General features: G+C 61.2%; 18 protein-coding genes. 6 read left to right on the forward strand and 12 right to left on the reverse strand.

Annotated elements, in window-relative coordinates:
- Positions 1-104: 104 nt before the first annotated feature.
- Together KGM94_RS14415 and KGM94_RS14420 are read left to right on the forward strand one after the other, a co-directional pair.
- Positions 105-1,046, forward strand: coding sequence for an AEC family transporter (locus KGM94_RS14415; RefSeq protein WP_300259989.1), 942 nt, complete (start codon positions 105-107; stop codon positions 1,044-1,046).
- 347 nt (positions 1,047-1,393) lie between these two features.
- Positions 1,394-1,642 carry a PilZ domain-containing protein gene (locus KGM94_RS14420; RefSeq protein ID WP_300259992.1) on the forward strand — a complete coding sequence of 83 codons (249 nt, stop codon included), beginning with the start codon at positions 1,394-1,396 and terminating at the stop codon, positions 1,640-1,642.
- A 54-nt stretch (positions 1,643-1,696) separates the two neighbouring features.
- Here KGM94_RS14420 and KGM94_RS14425 read toward each other — a convergent pair whose 3' ends face one another.
- Genes KGM94_RS14425 through KGM94_RS14465 form a run of 9 tightly spaced genes read right to left on the reverse strand, consistent with a single transcriptional unit; the run spans position 1,697 to position 10,379 of the window.
- Positions 1,697-2,335, reverse strand: coding sequence for a 3-hydroxyacyl-CoA dehydrogenase family protein (locus tag KGM94_RS14425; protein ID WP_300259995.1), 639 nt, complete (start codon positions 2,333-2,335; stop codon positions 1,697-1,699).
- Complete coding sequence (locus KGM94_RS14430; RefSeq protein WP_300259998.1) at positions 2,332-3,213, reverse strand: 3-hydroxyacyl-CoA dehydrogenase family protein; 882 nt, start codon at positions 3,211-3,213, stop codon at positions 2,332-2,334. Before KGM94_RS14430 ends, KGM94_RS14425 begins: the two co-directional genes overlap by 4 nt.
- A complete protein-coding gene (locus KGM94_RS14435; RefSeq protein ID WP_300260046.1) occupies positions 3,210-4,376 on the reverse strand; it encodes an acyl-CoA dehydrogenase family protein in 1,167 nt (388 codons plus the stop codon). Before KGM94_RS14435 ends, KGM94_RS14430 begins: the two co-directional genes overlap by 4 nt.
- Positions 4,376-5,068, reverse strand: a complete 693-nt coding sequence (locus tag KGM94_RS14440; protein WP_300260002.1) for an SDR family oxidoreductase — start codon at positions 5,066-5,068, stop codon at positions 4,376-4,378. Before KGM94_RS14440 ends, KGM94_RS14435 begins: the two co-directional genes overlap by 1 nt.
- Before the next feature lie 7 nt (positions 5,069-5,075).
- Complete coding sequence (locus tag KGM94_RS14445) at positions 5,076-5,843, reverse strand: enoyl-CoA hydratase-related protein (protein ID WP_300260005.1); 768 nt, start codon at positions 5,841-5,843, stop codon at positions 5,076-5,078.
- A 2-nt stretch (positions 5,844-5,845) separates the two neighbouring features.
- The gene (locus tag KGM94_RS14450; RefSeq protein ID WP_300260008.1) at positions 5,846-6,625 is read right to left on the reverse strand and encodes an enoyl-CoA hydratase-related protein; all 780 of its coding nucleotides are present in this window, start codon (positions 6,623-6,625) and stop codon (positions 5,846-5,848) included.
- Entirely contained in the window at positions 6,622-7,626 is a 1,005-nt protein-coding gene (locus KGM94_RS14455; RefSeq protein WP_300260011.1) for an NADPH:quinone oxidoreductase family protein, read from the reverse strand. Before KGM94_RS14455 ends, KGM94_RS14450 begins: the two co-directional genes overlap by 4 nt.
- A complete protein-coding gene (locus tag KGM94_RS14460) occupies positions 7,626-8,750 on the reverse strand; it encodes a CaiB/BaiF CoA-transferase family protein (RefSeq protein WP_300260015.1) in 1,125 nt (374 codons plus the stop codon). Before KGM94_RS14460 ends, KGM94_RS14455 begins: the two co-directional genes overlap by 1 nt.
- Before the next feature lie 12 nt (positions 8,751-8,762).
- Entirely contained in the window at positions 8,763-10,379 is a 1,617-nt protein-coding gene (locus KGM94_RS14465) for a class I adenylate-forming enzyme family protein (RefSeq protein WP_300260017.1), read from the reverse strand.
- Positions 10,380-10,601: 222 nt separating this feature from the next.
- On the opposite strand from KGM94_RS14465, the gene KGM94_RS14470 reads away from it, so the two are divergent.
- The gene (locus tag KGM94_RS14470; RefSeq protein WP_300260020.1) at positions 10,602-12,242 is read left to right on the forward strand and encodes a sigma 54-interacting transcriptional regulator; all 1,641 of its coding nucleotides are present in this window, start codon (positions 10,602-10,604) and stop codon (positions 12,240-12,242) included.
- 39 nt (positions 12,243-12,281) lie between these two features.
- Here the strand turns inward: KGM94_RS14470 and KGM94_RS14475 are convergent, their stop codons facing one another.
- Positions 12,282-13,499, reverse strand: a complete 1,218-nt coding sequence (locus KGM94_RS14475; protein WP_300260025.1) for an ABC transporter substrate-binding protein — start codon at positions 13,497-13,499, stop codon at positions 12,282-12,284.
- A 273-nt stretch (positions 13,500-13,772) separates the two neighbouring features.
- On the opposite strand from KGM94_RS14475, the gene KGM94_RS14480 reads away from it, so the two are divergent.
- Positions 13,773-14,240 (forward strand): DUF6789 family protein, encoded by a 468-nt coding sequence (locus tag KGM94_RS14480; RefSeq protein WP_300260029.1) that lies wholly within the window; start codon positions 13,773-13,775, stop codon positions 14,238-14,240.
- 130 nt (positions 14,241-14,370) lie between these two features.
- Here the strand turns inward: KGM94_RS14480 and KGM94_RS14485 are convergent, their stop codons facing one another.
- Positions 14,371-15,594 carry an MFS transporter gene (locus tag KGM94_RS14485; protein ID WP_300260032.1) on the reverse strand — a complete coding sequence of 408 codons (1,224 nt, stop codon included), beginning with the start codon at positions 15,592-15,594 and terminating at the stop codon, positions 14,371-14,373.
- Between the two features lie 268 nt (positions 15,595-15,862).
- Here KGM94_RS14485 and KGM94_RS14490 point away from each other — a divergent pair, with 268 nt between their 5' ends.
- Complete coding sequence (locus KGM94_RS14490; protein WP_300260035.1) at positions 15,863-16,186, forward strand: hypothetical protein; 324 nt, start codon at positions 15,863-15,865, stop codon at positions 16,184-16,186.
- A complete protein-coding gene (locus KGM94_RS14495; RefSeq protein ID WP_300260040.1) occupies positions 16,137-16,799 on the forward strand; it encodes an antibiotic biosynthesis monooxygenase in 663 nt (220 codons plus the stop codon). Before KGM94_RS14490 ends, KGM94_RS14495 begins: the two co-directional genes overlap by 50 nt.
- A gap of 31 nt (positions 16,800-16,830) precedes the next feature.
- On the opposite strand, the gene KGM94_RS14500 is transcribed toward KGM94_RS14495, so the two are convergent.
- The coding region (locus KGM94_RS14500; protein WP_300260043.1) for an MFS transporter at positions 16,831-17,256 on the reverse strand (426 nt) is incomplete at its 5' end.

The following is a 17,256-nucleotide window of genomic DNA, read 5'->3' on the forward strand; positions in this document are numbered from 1 at the left end:
GTAGCCTGCATGCAGCGCAAGCGGAATGCAGGGGAAATTTTGCCTCTGCCGACTTTGCTGATAGAACCGGCCGGGCAGCAAATTCACCCGCAGATGTGCATCTGATGACCGCAGTGCTGATCGTCGCGCCCGTGTTTGCGCTGATCGCGGCCGGCTATGCGGCGGTGGCGCTGCGGCTGGTCTCGGAGAGCGCGCACAAGGGCATCTCGGAATTCGCCTTCGGCATCGCCATTCCGGCGCTGTTGTTTCGCACGGTCGTCGTGACCGACTTCCCGGCCGTCAGCGCGTTTGCGATCTGGGGCGCCTATTACGGCGCGGTGGCGCTGACCTGGATCGCTTCCCTCATCGTGTCGGCCATGCGGCGGCAGGACCGGGCGGACGGCGTCGTGTTCGCGATCGGCTCGGTCTACGGCAACATCGTCATGCTCGGCATTCCGCTGACGCTGTCGGCGCTCGGCAACCAGGCCGCCGGGCCGATCGCGCTGATCGTGTCGGTGAATACGCCGCTGCTCTGGCTGCTCGGCACGCTGCAGATGGCCGCGAGCGAGCGGCAGCCGTCAGGCTCGGCGGCCTCGCGAATCCTGCCGATGCTGCTCGACCTCGTGCGCAATCCGATCATGCTCGCAATCGGGCTCGGCTTCCTCTGGCGGCTGACGGGGCTCGGCCTGCATCCGGTGGTGGACCGGACGGTGGAGTTGCTGGCGCAGGCGGGACCGCCGACCGCGCTGATCGCGCTCGGCATCAATCTCTACCGGTTCGAGGTCAAGGGCCATGTGCTCGGCGTGGCGCTGATGTGCGCGCTCAAGCTGTTGGCGATGCCGGCCTTCGCGTGGGCGCTTGCCGTCCACCTGCTCGCGCTGCCGCCTGCGGCCGCCGGCGTCATCATCCTGTTCGCGGCGATGCCGACCGGCGCCAACGCCTACATCTTTGCGGTCCAGTACAAGCGGCTGGAGAACCCCGTCTCCGGCGCCGTCGCGCTCGGCTCCGTGCTGGCGGCGGCGAGCCTGCCGTTGATCGTGGCGTGGCTAACGATGGCGGCGGGGTGAGACCTCGGTAAGCATCCCCCGGCAAAGCGGGAGATACTGGGAATTGGGCCGCTCAAAGCGGCCGTGGGGACGCTGACGTGCCCCTCGTTCCACGACGGGAAGCCACGACAGCCGGCCAGCCCCTGCAAGAATACTGAGAACGGAAGGCGACCGATTAACCCGCGGTTAATATGTTGGCCGCAAGCTCGGTATCATAGGAAGCATGGCGACGAGCAAATTGCTTGCTGCTGATTCCGCCGTAGCTGCGGAACGCATCGTCACCACGGCCAATATTGCGACGGCCTGGCTCGAGCCAACTCGTCAATTGCGTCAGGCGTTCGGATTGTCACGGTCTCGGATTGCACAAGATGGTTGAAACGAGAGCCGCACCGCGATTTCGCCTCAGGAAGTCGGCCACGGCCGAGTATTGGGGATCGAAGTTCGCCTGCACGATTTGCGATCTGTCGATTACGGGCGCGGCTCTGGAGTTCTCGGACCTCATCCGGTCCATTGGCGTACCGGCAAGATTCACTCTGGTCGTCCCGGAGGACGGCTTGAAGCTGCCGTGCCACGTCGTCTGGCAGCGGGAATACCGAATGGGCGTTGCGTTCGACTAGGACGCGCCACGGGCGATGGGTCGCGATACGGCGCCTCGTCGCGGGTCGACTTAGCTACATTTCATCCCGCCTGAATGCGGCTGTCGCCCTTCGGGGTGGCGCGAAGGAAGGCAGGCCAAATGCCTCGAACAGCGCCTTGCTCGTACTGTAGTGATTTGCGAGACCGCCTCTCACCACACGCTCGATGGGACCGTCCGGATAACCCAATCCCAGCTTGCACGTCAGATCCATGTCGGCCTGACTCGCGAGGCCTTCATCGAGGAATCGAAGGGCCGCATTGTACTTGGGGATTACGAGCCGATTGATAATTCGTCCGACATGGTCGCTACAGACAACCACCTCGAGCCCGGCCGCGGAAAACAGCTCCCGCACCGCCTGAACAGCCGCGATCTTCGTACCTGAATGACGCACGATTTCCACGAGGTTCGATGGCTCGTCACGCCCGTTTCGGTAGCGCGCAAACCCCAGAACATTTGCATTTTGGGGGGCCTGATCGTCGACATGTTCGCCGAGACATTCGTCCTGTAGTTCGATCAGGATTGCGGCCTTGGTTGGGTCAGCCTTGAATCGCGCACCCGTATAGATGTCGATCTCCGCTCCTGCCGGATCCGAGCGATTCCGAAAGAATGCGTCATCGTCGGAAAAGGAGCGGCTCGGCCCTGCTTTGATGAATGCATAACGCATGGTGTTCATGCTCCGAACATCGTGTTGCCTTCGTAGGCGAAGAATCCCCTGCCCGACTTCCGGCCGAGCAGCCCAGCAGCCACCATCCGTCGCAGCAAAGGCGGCGTGGCGGCCCGTGGATCCAAAGTGATCGGGTAGAAGGCCTCGCAAAGGCGCACTTGGGTATCGAGGCCGATCAAATCGATCAATTCGAGCGGTCCCATCTTGTAACCGAGGCCGACTTTGATGGCGCGATCAATGTCTGCCGGCTCCGCCACGCCGGCCTCTACGGCCCGGATCGCGTCGTTGTTGAACGGGACAAGCAACGCATTGAGAATGAATCCCGGCTTGTCTTGCGTCTTCACCGGCGTCTGGCCACACGTCTCCGTCCATTGCCACGCAGCACCGAAAACTTCCTCGGACGTCAGAATTCCGGGCGACATTTCGATCAACTTCATCAACTGCGCCGGCAAGCAGAAGTGCATGCCGACGACCCGTTCCGGCCGCTTCGAACCCGACGCAATCTCGGTAATCGACAGCGTCGACGTATTCGAGGCGAATATGGCATCCTCCGCGCATACCGCATCGAGTTGACCGAGTAGTTCGCGTTTGATCGACAGATCTTCGAAAACGGCTTCGATTACCAGGTCGCAATCGGCGAGCCCTTCCAATTTCGTGGTCCGGACCATCGACGCGACGATACCATCCCGTTTCGTGGCATCGAGCTTGCCTCGCTCTACCGACTTGTCGAGGAAGCCGATCGATTGCTTCGCCGCCTTCTCGAGCGTGTCGCCCGAGCGATCGAAGCATACAGTCGCGAATCCTGCACGCGCTGCCACGAGGGCTATACCGGCGCCCATCGTCCCCCCGGCGCCGCATACCCCGACCGTCTTGATGATTTTCGTCATTTTGTGGCGAAGCTCCGTCCGATTAGCTGACGATGGACCTGGTTCGTACCTTCCCAGATCTGGGTGATCTTGGCGTCGCGCATCAGCCGCTCGACGCGGAAGTCGCTGCAATACCCGTAACCACCGTGCATCTGGACAGCTTCCGTCGCCACACGATTGGCGACATCCGATGCCCGCATCTTGGCTATGGATGCTTCGAGGCCGAAGTCCTTTTCGCCGGCATCGATGCGTTCCGCCAGGCGGTCCAACCAGAGTTCCGCCATGGCGAGGTCGCTCGCGAGGTCGGCAAGCAGGAATTGATTGGCCTGAAAATCGATGATCTTGCGCCCGGACTGCTTCCGCTCGTTGATGTAGGCAACCATGTCCTTGAATGCGGCATTGGCGATACCGAGCGCGTGCGCAGCTATGCTGGGTCGCGACCTGTTCAAGGATGCGAGCAGGATGTCGAGGCCATCGCCCGGCCGCCCGATGAGGTTGGCGCGCGGGACCCTGCAGCCATCAAATCGAAGCGACGCGGTGGACGAGCCGCGATGCCCCATCTTCCTTTCCAGACCCGCGACCTCGAATCCTGCGGTGCCCTTTTCCAAGACGAGCACCGAGATCGCTTTCCGCGGATCGTCGATCTCCGAGTACTTTCCGAACAGGAGAATACGGTCGGCGACGTCGCCGTTCGTGATGAAGAGTTTTGCGCCGTCGACCACGACGTCGTCGCCGTCCGGACGAAACCTGGTCCTCATTCCGGTGGCGTCCGATCCGGCGGTCTCCTCGGTAATTGCGAGCGCGGCAAGTCCTCCCTCGGCTATGCAGGGTAGGAGTCTCGACTTCTGCTCCTGCGAGCCGAATTCGATCAGCGGCTTCATCGCGTGAAAATTGGTGGCGTAGATGATTCCGGTGGAAGCGCACGCTTCGGCGATCCGGCGGACGATGGCGAGATAGACCTTGAACGACATCGGCGCGCCGCCGAAGGCCTCCGGAACGAAAATGGCGTTGAGACCAAGTTCGTTGATCGCCTTTATGTTGGCCCAGGGAAACGCGCTTTTCTCGTCTACCTCCGCGGCATTCGGAGCGATCACCTCCTTCGCCAGGCGGTCGACTTGCGCGAGGAGCATCCGCTCGTCTTCGGTCCAACGACGTCCTTGTTCCAGCGCCTCGAATATCTTCATCAGAGATTCGCTCCCTGTCCACCATCGACGTAGATGGTCTCGCCGGTCAGAAAGCCGATCTTTTCGGAGAATAAGGCACCGACCAGCCGCGCGACCTCCTCGACGCTTCCCGGCCGTCCGACGGGCACCCGCCGCTTCAGCCAACTTCTCACCTTGTCACTGGCCAGAAATTCGCGATTGAGATCGGTTTCAATGTAGCCAGGAGCCACGTCGAGAACCCGGATGCCATCCTTTGCCCACTCCGAGGCGAGACAGCGGGTAATCGCGCCGACTGCGGCCTTGGAGGCACAGTAAGCCAGGTTTTCCGCAACCGCCAACCGGTCGAAGAACGATCCGATGTTGACGATCAGGGCCTCACCCGATTGCCGCAGGTGCGGATAGGCTTCACGGCTGGCCACGAGCACGGCTGACGCGTTCAGTCGCATTGATGCCTCGAATTCCGACAGCGACAATTCTGAACTGGGTTTGGCTTCGTGAGCACCGGCATTATTCACCAAACCCACGACTTTTCCGCGTTGTGCTACCTGGCCAATAGCCTTGGCGATCGAATTTTCGTCCGTCACGTCGCAGACCATGCCGTTCCCCACCGGGGACTTTCCGGTGCGCGACAACGCCGCGACCTCATAGCCTCGCCGATCGAGCTCGATCGCGATTGCCTCGCCGATACCTCGGCTCGCCCCGGTGACGATCACCTGTCCTCTACTCATCTCTGAAAGCCGCCTTCCGCTTCTCGGTGAACGCTGCCATTCCCTCCTCGGCGTCCGCGGTACCGAACGCCAAAGTGGATAGATCAGCCTCGATCTTCAGTCCCTCGTGTATTGGAACGTCCAGCGCACGGGTGACGGCGGCGCGCGCCAGACCTAACGCAACGAGGCTGTAGGATGCGAACTCCCGCACCAGAGCCATGGCGCCATCAACGGCGGCGCCATCGACAAGCCGATGGACCAGACCGATCCGCTCGGCTTCGTCGGCCGTCACCGTACGTCCGAGCATGATCATTTCCAACGCTTTCGCCTCCCCGATCACCCGCGGCAGCCGCTGCGTTCCGCCATATCCCGGAATGAGGCCGAGTTTGATCTCGGGAAGACCCAACTTGGCGCTTCGGACTGCGACCCTGAAGGTGCAGCTCAATGCCAGTTCCAATCCGCCACCGAAGGCAAAGCCGTTGATTGCTGCAACGGACGGGAACGGCAATCCATCGAGCTTCGCGAAAGTGGCCTGCCCCAATTCCGCCCCACGCTTTTGTTCGGCCATCGCGCGCCCGCGCAGCTCCTTGATGTCGGCGCCGGCGCAGAATGCTTTTTCTCCGGCACCGGTGACGATCAAGGCGCGGACATTCCAGGATGCGACTTCATCCAAGGCGCTCGCGATGTCGCGCAGAATCGCGAAAGACAGTGCGTTGAGGGCGTCGGGGCGATTGAGGCGCAACAATGCGCAATCGTCCATCTTGCTGAGCTCGACGGCCATCGCTACTTTCCGAATTTTGCGGCGTCGGGCTTGCGCTTTCCGGCGAACGACGCGGACAGCTCGTGGCTCTCTTCCGTATCCAGATAAGGCCGAAGCAACAGATCGTGCGAGACACGTGCGAGCCCGGACACTCCGCCGTGACGAGCGTTGAAGGCCGCCTTGATGGAAGCCAGGGCGAAGGGACCGCGTTCGGCGATCTCCAACGCGAAATTGCGCGTCTCCTCCTTCAGCGTGTCATCGGGAACGACCTTGTTGATCAACCCGATCTCGAGCGCCTCCCGAGCCGTGATCTTCGGGTTGCGGTACCACATCTCCTTGGCCTTCTTCTTCCCGATCAAGTCTTCCAAGTACCAGGTGCCATACCCTGCATCGAAAGAGCCCATCATCGGCCCAACTTGACGGAAGATCGCACTCTCCTTGGCGATCGTGAGATCACAGACGACCTGGAGGACGTTGCCGCCGCCGACCGCGAAACCATTGACGCTTGCGATCACCGGCTTCTGCAACCGATCGATCGATTCGTACATTTCCAACGTCGGCAGAACGCCGGCGTAGAGAATGGTCTTTTCCATTCCCTCCTTGCGACCGCCGATGCAGAAGAACCTGTCACCGGCGCCTGTAATCACGACGACGCGCGTCCGCGTCTCGCGGCGGATGGCGTTGATGCAATCGCGCATCTCGTGGCACATCTCCACCGTGAACATGTTGCCGTCATCCGGCCTGTTCAGGGTGATGGTTCCGATCGGGCCATCCTCTTCGTAGATGATCGTGTTGAAGCTCATGAATTCTTCCTCCTATCCAGCAGGATCGCGGCTTTGCCTTGGATTTGACCGCGCCCGATGAGTTCAAGAGCCTCGGGCAACCGATCGAACGTGAATGTCTTCGTGGACGGCGGCCGCAGGGCTCCGCTCCTCCACAGATCGAATATCTCCGCCTGAGCATCTCTCATCCGTTGCGGCGTGCGCTCGCGATAATCGCTCCACTGCAAGCCGCTGACGGTGATGTTCTTCACCAGGAGATAGTTCGCCTTTACCGAGGGTATCTCGCCACCCACGAAGCCGATAACGACCAGCCTGCCGCACCAGGCCAGCGCACGTAGCGCGGCGCCGAAGAAATCGGCTCCAACCGGATCGAGCACCACGTCAGCTCCGGCCCCGTCCGTTGCGGCGAAAACCTGAGCGCGTACGTCGTCGCGCAGGTTCTTGCCTCCGACGTCGATCACGACGTCCGCTCCGCACGCGCGTACGAATTCGGCTTGCTCGGGCCTACGGACGGCTGCGAGAACCTTTGCTCCGAACGCCTTGGCGAGTTGTATCCCGGCGACGCCGACTCCCCCCGCCGCTCCACCGACGAGCACCGTCTCGCCCCGTCTCAGGCTTGCGCGATCTCGCAGCGCGAAGTAGGCGGTCTGATATACCAGGCCCATTGCCGTAGCGTCGGCGAACCCCAGTTCGCTGGGCATTTTGAACGCGTCATCCGCACGGACCAGGGCCTGCTCGGCAAAGGCACCGTTCTCGAGCTGACCAAGCACCCGGTCGCCGGGAGCGAAGCCGGCAACGCCCGGCCCGACGGCACGGATCACGCCGGCGATCTCCTTGCCGGGAATGAACGGGCGTTCCGGCAGGATCTGATAGCGTCCGGACACCACCAGAACGTCGGGATAGTTGATGCCGGCCGCGGCGACTTCGACCAGCAACTGCCCCTCGCCCGGAACAGGGTCAGCGACATCTCGAACGCGCAGCGCGGACGGCGGCCCGAATTCGACAACCTGATAAGCGCGCATTAGACACGTCCCGTGGCTAGCAGGATTTCGGTCTGGGCACCGAGGGAGGGAGCCGACTTTTCGCTCGCGCCGCGGAAGCAGGCTGCGATCGGACCAGGCAGCGCCGGGATGGCGCGTCCATCGGCCGCGACTTTTCGCTCGAATAGTTTGCGCGCCGCAAAGTGCGGATCAGCGACGGCCTCCTCGAGACTGGCGACGATCGAACAGCAGACGTCGTAACCGGCGAGGGTGGCTCGCCAAGTTTCAGCGGTCCGACCGGCGATAATCTCCGCGACGGCGCGCTTGACCGCCAGTGGATCGGCATCGTCGCTCCGATACGCCGGATCGAGTCCAATGACTTCGCAGAAGGTGTTCCAGAACCGATCCTCGAGGGGTGCCGCTGCCATAAAGCGTCCGTCGGACGTACGATAGATTTGATACCGCGGACTTCCGCCAGTGACGAGCGCATCACCGCCGCCCGGCCAAACACCGGCACCAAACCCGTTACCAAGTCCCCAATATGCGAGCGGCAGCAGGTTCTCTCCCATCGCGATGTCGAGATAGGTGCCTTCGCCGGTCTGATCTCGCCGGCGCAAGGCCAGCAGAATGTTTACGACGGCTGGCATCGATCCGGCAGCGAGATCTGCGACGAGCACCGGAGGCACCACTGGAGCGCCATCGCTGCCGCGACTGAGCCCCAACAACCCGGCCTCGGCCATGTAGTTGAGATCATGCGCTGCGATGGTCGATTTCGGACCGTTCTGTCCCCATCCGGTAATTGCGCAATAGATCAACCGCGGATTCACCGCCCGCAGTGCATCATAGCCGAATCCCAGCCTGTCCATAACGCCCGGCCTGAACTGTTCGACAACGACGTCAGCTTCGGCGATCAGCGGCCGCATGCGCTCGAAGGAATCGTCGGCCTTCAGATCTATCGCGACACTCTTCTTGCCGGCGTTGAGAAGATGGAAGTTTGCGCTGTCAGCCCCGAGCCTCGGCACGTAACTGCGCATCTCATCGCCGATTCCCGGTCGTTCAACCTTGATGACCTGAGCGCCGGCCTCTGCCAGCATCAGGGTGGCGAACGGCCCCGGCAGCAGGGTGCTGAAGTCGAGAGCGCGAACGTCATGAAGTGGTGGCAGCATGTGACGCACTCGCTAAGTCTTGGCCAGCGACTTGGTGACGACCGGGATCGGTTGAAGATCACCGCGACGCACCTGAAGCGTCAGCTCCCGCTTGAGTATCTTTCCGCTCGCGGTGAGAGGAAACTCTTCCACGCGGACGAAAAATTCCGGCATGTCGTATTTCGAGATGCCCTCGTCGCGCAGATACTGCATCAAGTCGCCGAGTTCCACGTCCCCGGAAATCGCGATACAGACGCGCTCGCCGAGTCGATCATCGGGCACCGGAAACGCTGCGACTCGATCAACGCCCTCGTGCCGAACGGCCACGGCCTCGATGTGTGAAGGATAGATGTTGTGGCCGCCGCGGATGATCAGATCCTTCAAGCGACCTTCGATCCGAAGGTTTCCCGAAGCGTCGACGATGCCAAGGTCGCCCGAGAGAAACCAACCATCCTTATTGAAGCTGCTCTCGGTCGCAGTCTGGTTGTTGAAGTATCCCAACATCAGAGCCGCGCCGCGTCCGCCGATCTGGCCCACCTCGCCAGGGCCGACTTCCTTGTCGGAGTCGTTCGGATCGAAGAGCCGCACCTCGTACGCCTTGCCGCCCCGCCCGCACGTCGCGACGATGATTTCGGGAGTATCGCCGGGATGCGTATACTGATGTGACGAGTTCTCGGTCATGCCGTAGACGTTCTGCGGCTTTACACCCTGCTCGACGAAAGCAGCCGCCGTGGCGGGCGGGATCGGAGCCCCGGCCATGTAGAACACGGATACCTTCCCCAGTCCGGACCGCCTCGTACGCTGCTGTTCGGCGAGAATGTCCATCGCGTGGGTCGGGACGCCGAGGACGTAGGTGGCGCCCGTCGCGTCGATCCAGTCGAGCCGGCTCATGCCGGCAGGTGGATCGTCGGTCACGAACCGACCGCCGCTCAGCAGCCATTGCGCGACGCCCACCCACGCTATGTGGTGGGACAATGGCGAAAGTGAAAGCAGAACCGTCTCCGGCCCATGCTGCCAATCCGCTACGAGATCCCTCGCGTTGGCGAGCAGGGTATTGTCGGAATGCATGACGCACTTTGGGGCGCCCGTCGTTCCCGAGGTAAAGGCGAGATAGGTGACCTTGTCGGGATCGACGCAAGGCGGCGTGGCGCTGCCCACCGGGCCCGGAAATGTTTCCGGCGTGTAGACCATCTTGAGGCTTGGAAGCCTGACGAGCATCGAGTCCAGATCGACGTTCGCGCGATCGGCACCCCAGCCCGGCTCCGTCAGAAAGGCACGCGCCGACAACGTCGACAGCAACTCGACGATCTCCGCGCAGGTGTAGGTCTTGTGAAGCGACGGATTGCACGCGAACCCTTCGCGCGCGCAAGCGAGGAACATCACGACCGCTTCCACCCGGTTGGACATCCAGATCGAGACGCGGTCGCCTCCGACCAGACCAAACTCGCGGAGGCTACTCGCAACTCCATCGACCCAAGGGAGCAGTTGCGACCAGGTGACGGCCCTTCGACCATCCTGCAAAGCCATGGCGTTGGGCCGCGCCTCGGCCTGCTTCTGGAGAAGGCCGTAGAACGTGTCTTTGCGCCAGAGTTCATGCTGGTAGTAGCGGTTCGCGTCCGCAGGATTATGCAGTGTGAGAAACGGCCTCATAGTCATCTCGCAACGAGAGCGTCATCTTGAACGTGATGCTCGCGCGCTAATCAGCAATGCTCGTGCCATCGGACCTTTGGTCCGGGGTGATAGAGATTCGTCAATATTTTCAATGGCGGGGTTCGAGCCTCGTCCTGAGATCGTGTCTTTTGGAACAACAAAATGTCCTTGTGAGAGGAGTCGAGCCATGGTCATGTGTCCTCCAAAAGGACACCAAGGAAAATGTCGTCGATACCCCTGATCGCGGGAGCAGCGCTTCTGGGCAAGGAAGGACAGCTCACCTTCAGCACCGGGCTTGGATCTGACCCTCGGTTCAAGGCACTGGCTGCTGACCGGGCTTGGTTGAATGACCTGCGGGACCGCCGTCTGACGACGCTCAACCTGGATCGCAAGATCTACGCGGTCCTGCTCGCGCCGACGGCGGACGGCGAGTTGCTCGTGATCAGCCACGCACCGGGTGATCCACTGCTGAACTTCGTGGGCAGCGTGGATTTCGCCTGGGATATCATCCAGTATCTACTAACCGACCCTCATGACGCGATGACGATCGTTGATCACGAGGCACGACTTGTTTTCATTTCGCCCATTCACGAAGCATTTTTCGGCCTCAAGCTCGGCGAAGGCAATGGAAGGCCAGTAGAACAGGTGATTGAAAATACGCGGCTGCATGAGGTCGTCGCAACCGGAAAGGCCGACGTTGGAGCCATCCAACGGATGCGCGGTGCCGAGCGCGTGGTCTCGCGCGTTCCGATCAGGAGAGAAGGCCGTGTCCTTGGCGCCATCGGACGCGTCATGTTCAAGGGACCACAGCAACTCGAAGCGTTGAGTCGACGCATCAAGGACCTCGAAGGCGAATTGGCCTTCTACAAGCGCGAGACTGAAACGCTTCGTGCACGTGACTATGGGCTCGAGGCGATCATCGGCCAAAGCCCGGCGGTTCAGCGGTTGCGAGCGCAAATCGCCAAGGTCGCTGCGCTGGAAATTCCAGTACTCATTCGCGGCGAAAGCGGCACCGGCAAGGAGCTCGTCGCCCACGCCTTACACCACCTCAGCCCCCGCCGCGACCGGTCGATGATCAACGTCAACGCCGCGGCGCTTCCGCCCAATCTCGTAGAGTCCGAGTTATTCGGCTACGAACCGGGCGCTTTCACTGGAGCGGACAAGAAAGGCCGCAAGGGGAAGTTCGAACAGGCGGACGGCGGAACCATCTTCCTCGACGAAATCGGCGACATGCCGACCGACGTTCAGGCAAAACTGCTGCGCGTCCTGCAAGACAGGATCATCGAGCGCGTGGGAGGCGACCGTGCTCGCACAGTCGACTTTCGTCTCGTATCCGCTACCAACAAGGATTTGCACTCGATGGTGGAACGCGGCAATTTTCGATTGGATCTCTTCTATCGCATTTCTCCCATCGTGATCGAACTGCCGCCGCTCCGCGAAAGGCTCGATGACATTCCCTTACTCGTCTCGAAGTTTCTCCAGGATTTTGCGTACCGGCATGCACGTCCCGTCCCCGGCATAACCCCCGAGGCGCTCGCTGAACTCGCCGAACGCCCGTGGCCGGGAAACATCCGACAACTGCAACACGAAGTCGAGCGCGCACTCGTGTTTTCTGACGGCCTGACGATCGGACCCGAGAATCTCTCGGAAGTGCCGCGACGCCCGCAGGGCGCGCTGACCTCGGCGGTCCAGCCTGCGAAACAGCGGGAACTCCGGCATATGGTCTCGGAAGTTCAGAACGAGCAGATCAAGGAAGCCATCGCGGCTTGCGGCGGCAACAAGAAGAAGGCCGCCGCCAGGCTCGGCATATCGCGGTCATTCTTGTACAAGCGCCTCGCCGAGATCGAGGCTCAAACCAATTGAAAGGCGGAGTGGGCGATCCGTCTCCACTCCGCCCTCCCATCACTTCTTGACCAGCGGACACTCGCTTTCGGAAAGCGGTCGGAACGCATCGTCGGCCGGGATCGTTGCAACTACGGTCATGAGGTCCCACGGCCCCTTGGATTCCGACGGCTTCTTGGCCTGCAGCAGATACATGTCCCGCATCATTCGACCATCGTCTCGGATAGACCCATTCCTGGTCATGAAATCATTGACCGGAATCTTCTTCATTTGAGCGATGACGGCAGGAGCGTCGTCAGTACCCGCCGCCTTCACGGCCTTCAAGTAGTGCATGGCAGCGCTATAGATTCCAGCCTGGAACATCGTTGGAGGCTTGCCGCCGTGTCGCTCGGCAAAACGCTTGGCGAATGCACGCGTTTCGTCGTTCTGGTCCCAATAGTAGGCCTCGGTGAACAGCAATCCCTGCGCTGCATTCAGACCGAGACTCTTGATGTCGGTGATGAGAACCAGCAAACCCGCCAGTTTTTGACCACCGGCCACTATTCCGAACTCCGAAGCAGCTTTGATGGCGTTGACGGCGTCAGCCCCTGCATTCGCGAGGCCGATTACCTGGGCTTTTGACGACTGAGCTTGAAGCAGAAAAGACGAGAAGTCCGAGGTGTTCAGCGGCGCCCTGACGCTACCGACCACCTTTCCACCGTTCTTCTTGACTATCGAAGAGGTATCTTGCTCCAGCGCATGGCCGAAAGCGTAGTCCGTCGTGAGAAAGAACCAGCTGTCGGCGCCTCCCTGCTTCATCATCGCCGTTGCAGTGCCCTTCGCCAAGGCATAGGTGTCGTAGACCCAATGGATTCCGGTAGGCGAGCAGGATTTTCCGGTCAGCGCCGTCGAACCCGCCGCCGTGGTGATCGCAACCTTGTTCTTCTCCGCTGAAATTCCTTGAACCGCAATCGCAACCGCCGAGTTGCCGAGGCCGAGAATTGCGTCGACCTTTTCGACGTCATACCATCGACGGGCAATCGCGCTTCCAACGTCGGCCTTGTTCTGCAGATCACCGGACACGACTTCGATCGGCTTGCCATTGACGGCACCCCCGAAGTCTTCAACGGCCATCTTCACCGCCACGACGTCGCCCGGACCTTGAATGTCGGCGTAAGGCCCGGACATGTCGTCCATCACGCCAATCTTGACGATATCGTCCGATACCTGGGCACTGGCAGTTATGGCCGAGCACACTACGCCCACTGCGGCAATGGCCGAAACAAAGTGCATTCGCATGAAAGTCCTCCCTGGTTGGTCAGGGATCGCCTAGCAACTCGAATGCCAATCTGAATTTCACGAGTTATTAAATGGATATCGTCCCTTTCGTTGAGCTTGCATGACTTCCTTGAGGACACATGTCCTCTGAATCAACACTTTCGTGTATCGGATCGCCGGCTGACTCCCATTGGCGACAAACGCAGCGAGCGGCGCCTTGATTCAGATCAATGATGCGTCTTGCAGCGGCCACCACTATCTTCGCGCGCAGATGTCTCTATCGCGTGCTCATGGATGTGGCGAAGACGTTGGAAGAAGATCCGCAACGGCCTCATCGCCGGCTTCTGCGGTACGGTTGCACATTCGTTGCTGATGTTGGTGCACGGCAAGGCCGGCCCGCTGCCGGGATTTCAGCCGAACGAGGATATTCAACGCAGTCTCGTATGGCTGGTCGGGTCAGAGGTCAGCTCGCGCACTGCGTGGCTCCTCTCCTTCGTCAATGGAGCACTGATCTGGGGTTTCGTCTTCGCCCAGGCATACGGCTTTCTTCCGGGAAAGAACCCTTGGCTCAAGGGCATCTCCTTCGCGGTGCTTGCCTGGTTGGTTATGGGTCTCCTGTTCTTTCCGCTCGTTGACCGGGGTATTTTCGCAAGCAAGCTCGGTCTTGGCGCTGCACCGGCCATTCTCATGCTCGTCGCTCTGCTGACCTACAGCGTAACCATGAGCTTGGTCTATCATCGTCTTAGCGAACACTCCGGATAACGGGCTACTTGGCCTCAAAATCGCTCGAGAGGCTCCACCGCAAGAAGCGAGAAGGGGCAGTCAAAACTCGGGATTGGCTGCCGAGGAGCCTGATATGCCTCTTGGCCGGGTTACCTGGCCGGCAGAACGGTCAAACATTGACCGTGCGGTAGCGTTGACGCCCAACCAGCATACTGACCACAAGAAGATTGAGAACGTTAGCCCCGATTCCGACGGTGAATGCGGGCGCATAATATCCGAAATGATCGTACAACAGTCCGGCGATCCAGCTGCCGGCGCCCATGCCTCCCCCGCTGAACAGCAACAGCGTTGGGATTCTCCAGGAGGCTTCCGATGCCGGAAACAGTTCACGCACCGCCAAGACATAAGCCGGGATGATGCCGGAAAAGCCGAGCCCGAAAGCGGCAGCCACTGTGAACAGGCCAGCTTCGCTCTGCGTCAGCAGAAAGGCCGTCATCGATACGGCCTGCCAGGCCGATCCGATCAGTACGGTGGCGAGACCGCCAACACGATCGGAGATCATGCCCCAGACTTGCCGACTAACGAACGCGGTACCGAGCAGCACCGACAGCATCAGGGCACCCATTGACCGGCTGATACCGAGATCGCTGCAAAAGGCGACCAGGTGACCCTGCGGCATCGCCATGGGAATGCAACACAGTACGGCGGCGCCGCACATCATGGCGAACACGGCATTCGGTGGCCAGCCGAACAAACGCGCTCCGCTTCGGCTGCTTCCGGACGCCGCCGCCGGGTGAATCACTTCCGGGGGCGCGCGGAAATAGATCGCGGCGAGCGGCACGACGACAAGGATCTCGGCGAGAGCATACCACAGCATCGCCTGCCGCCAGCCGAAACTGGCGATCGCCTGCTCGAATACCGGCGGCCAAATCGTGCCGGCGAGATAAGTGCCGCTCGAGATCAGCGCCAGCGCCGAGCCGCGCCGGCGGTCGAACCAGCGGCTGACATAAATGTACAAGGGAGCATTGATGCCGCCGATCCCGAACAAGCCGATGAACACTCCGTGGCCGATCCACAGCGGCCAGGGCGGTCCGAGGCTCGAAATCGAGAGGCCGAGACCGATCATCAACGAGCCGAAGATCACGGTCGAGCGCGTGCCGATCCGATCGGCGATCTGGGACATGATGATTCCGCCGGTGCCGGAGCCGAGCCACGCCAGCGAACTGGCCAGCGCTGGAACAGAGCGCGCTCCATCCACCTCGCTGGCGATGTCCTTGAGCGCTACAGCGGTGATCCAGGCCGCACCGAATGACATCCCAAGGATGATGAGCGCCGCCGATGCGACAGCCCAAGAGGTCCTGGTTTCAACGGAAACGGAGGGGGATTGCAGCATCTAGAGAGGAAACTCGATTGCAATATCTCTTTTACCGGTCGCACAAAATTCCACCACCCGCGTCTACGTGGGGTCTGATCTTCGCGCTGCATTGCACAAATGCAAGGGCGCCGCCCCGGTAGAGTTGCAGGCGCGCAGACATTGGCGCTTTCGGCGAGTATGGCGATTTCACCCCCTTAGGGCTCGCCTGCGGAGCGGGCGGCGCGGCCCACGGAACAATATCCTCTGGTAAAGCCACCCGGTCGTCATCCGCACGATGCCAAGACACATGAACGACAGCGCGCGATGGATGCCGGTCAGCATCGATATGTCGACGCATCACGTTCTTGACGACGATAGTGCCATCCGCCAAGTCCGCATCAAGGGTGTGTTGCTCGGGATGCTGCCTACCTGCCGAGTCAGATCTTTTCTTTCGACGGTCGAGAAAGATCGTTATCATCCGGTCCCGGAGTTGCCCGAGGGGCTTCCAGAGCAATATATCAACCCGAGACGCGCGAATGTTCGGCGCGCGGCCGCGGCTTGCGGAATGAAGGGAGACTGCGATGTTCATGGTCATTTTCGAGGTGCGGCCGAAGCCCGACCGATGGGATGACTATCTGGCCGTTGCAAAGGAGCTGAAGCCGCAACTGGAGGCGATCGATGGCTTCATCGACAATGACCGCTTCGAGAGCCGTCGCACGAAGGGGCTGCTGCTCTCCCTGTCGACATGGCGCGACGAGAAGGCCGTGGTGCGTTGGCGTACGCATGCGGGGCATCACAAGGCACAGGTTCGGGGGCGCTTCGAGATCTTCGCCGACTATCATCTGCGCGTCGGCGAGATCGTAACCGACAGCCATCCGCCGGCCGGTCTGCCCGTCATCGAGGCGCGCTTCGATGAAACCGCGGTCGGGACAGCGAAGATGGTGACGATCACCGAGCTGAGAGGCCCCGACGAGGCGCCGGCGCGGCCATCGGGCGAGATTGGTCTCGACGCCGCGGCCGGCCTCATCTCATGGGAGATCTTTGACAGCATCTACACGCCGGGAAAGGCGGTGCTGCTGGCCGGCTGGCGCGATGCCAACTCCGCGGCGGCCTGGACGCCGACGAACGCGTCGGATCGGCCGTTACGGCATCGACGCGTGCGCGTGATCCGTGACTACGCGATGACGGCGCGAGAGGAGGCTCCGCAGTATTTTCCGCAGGTCCGCGCCGCCGTTTCGACATGAATTCGAATGTTCCGCCCGGCTATAGCGCGCTTCAGTAGTCGGAAGGCGACGGCGGCGGCAGCCTTTGCCGTAGCGGCGCCACTGCGATGAACCCCAGCACTCCCATCACGAACGCGAATGCAACGCCCAATTGATAGCTGCCAGTCTGATCGATAATCAGGCCGGCCACCAGCGGACCGCACACGGCAGAGATACTGGAGGCCGTCAGGAACGCGCCCAGCACCGCGCCGAGGTTCGTCAGGCCGAAAAACTCGATCAATACGACGGGGGTCAGTGCAATCCGCACTCCATATCCGAATCCCAGCGTAGCGGCAAACGCCACCAGCCAGCCATAGCCGGTGAACGGCAACCATAGCAGATAGCTTGCCGCCATCACCAGCACCGAGAGTTGGTATAGCCGCACCGAGCCCACCTTGCGGCTGATGAAGCCGATTCCACCGCGTCCCAGAACGCTCAT

The organism is Bradyrhizobium sp. (genome assembly GCF_028868675.1).
In the GTDB taxonomy this organism is placed as follows: domain Bacteria; phylum Pseudomonadota; class Alphaproteobacteria; order Rhizobiales; family Xanthobacteraceae; genus Bradyrhizobium.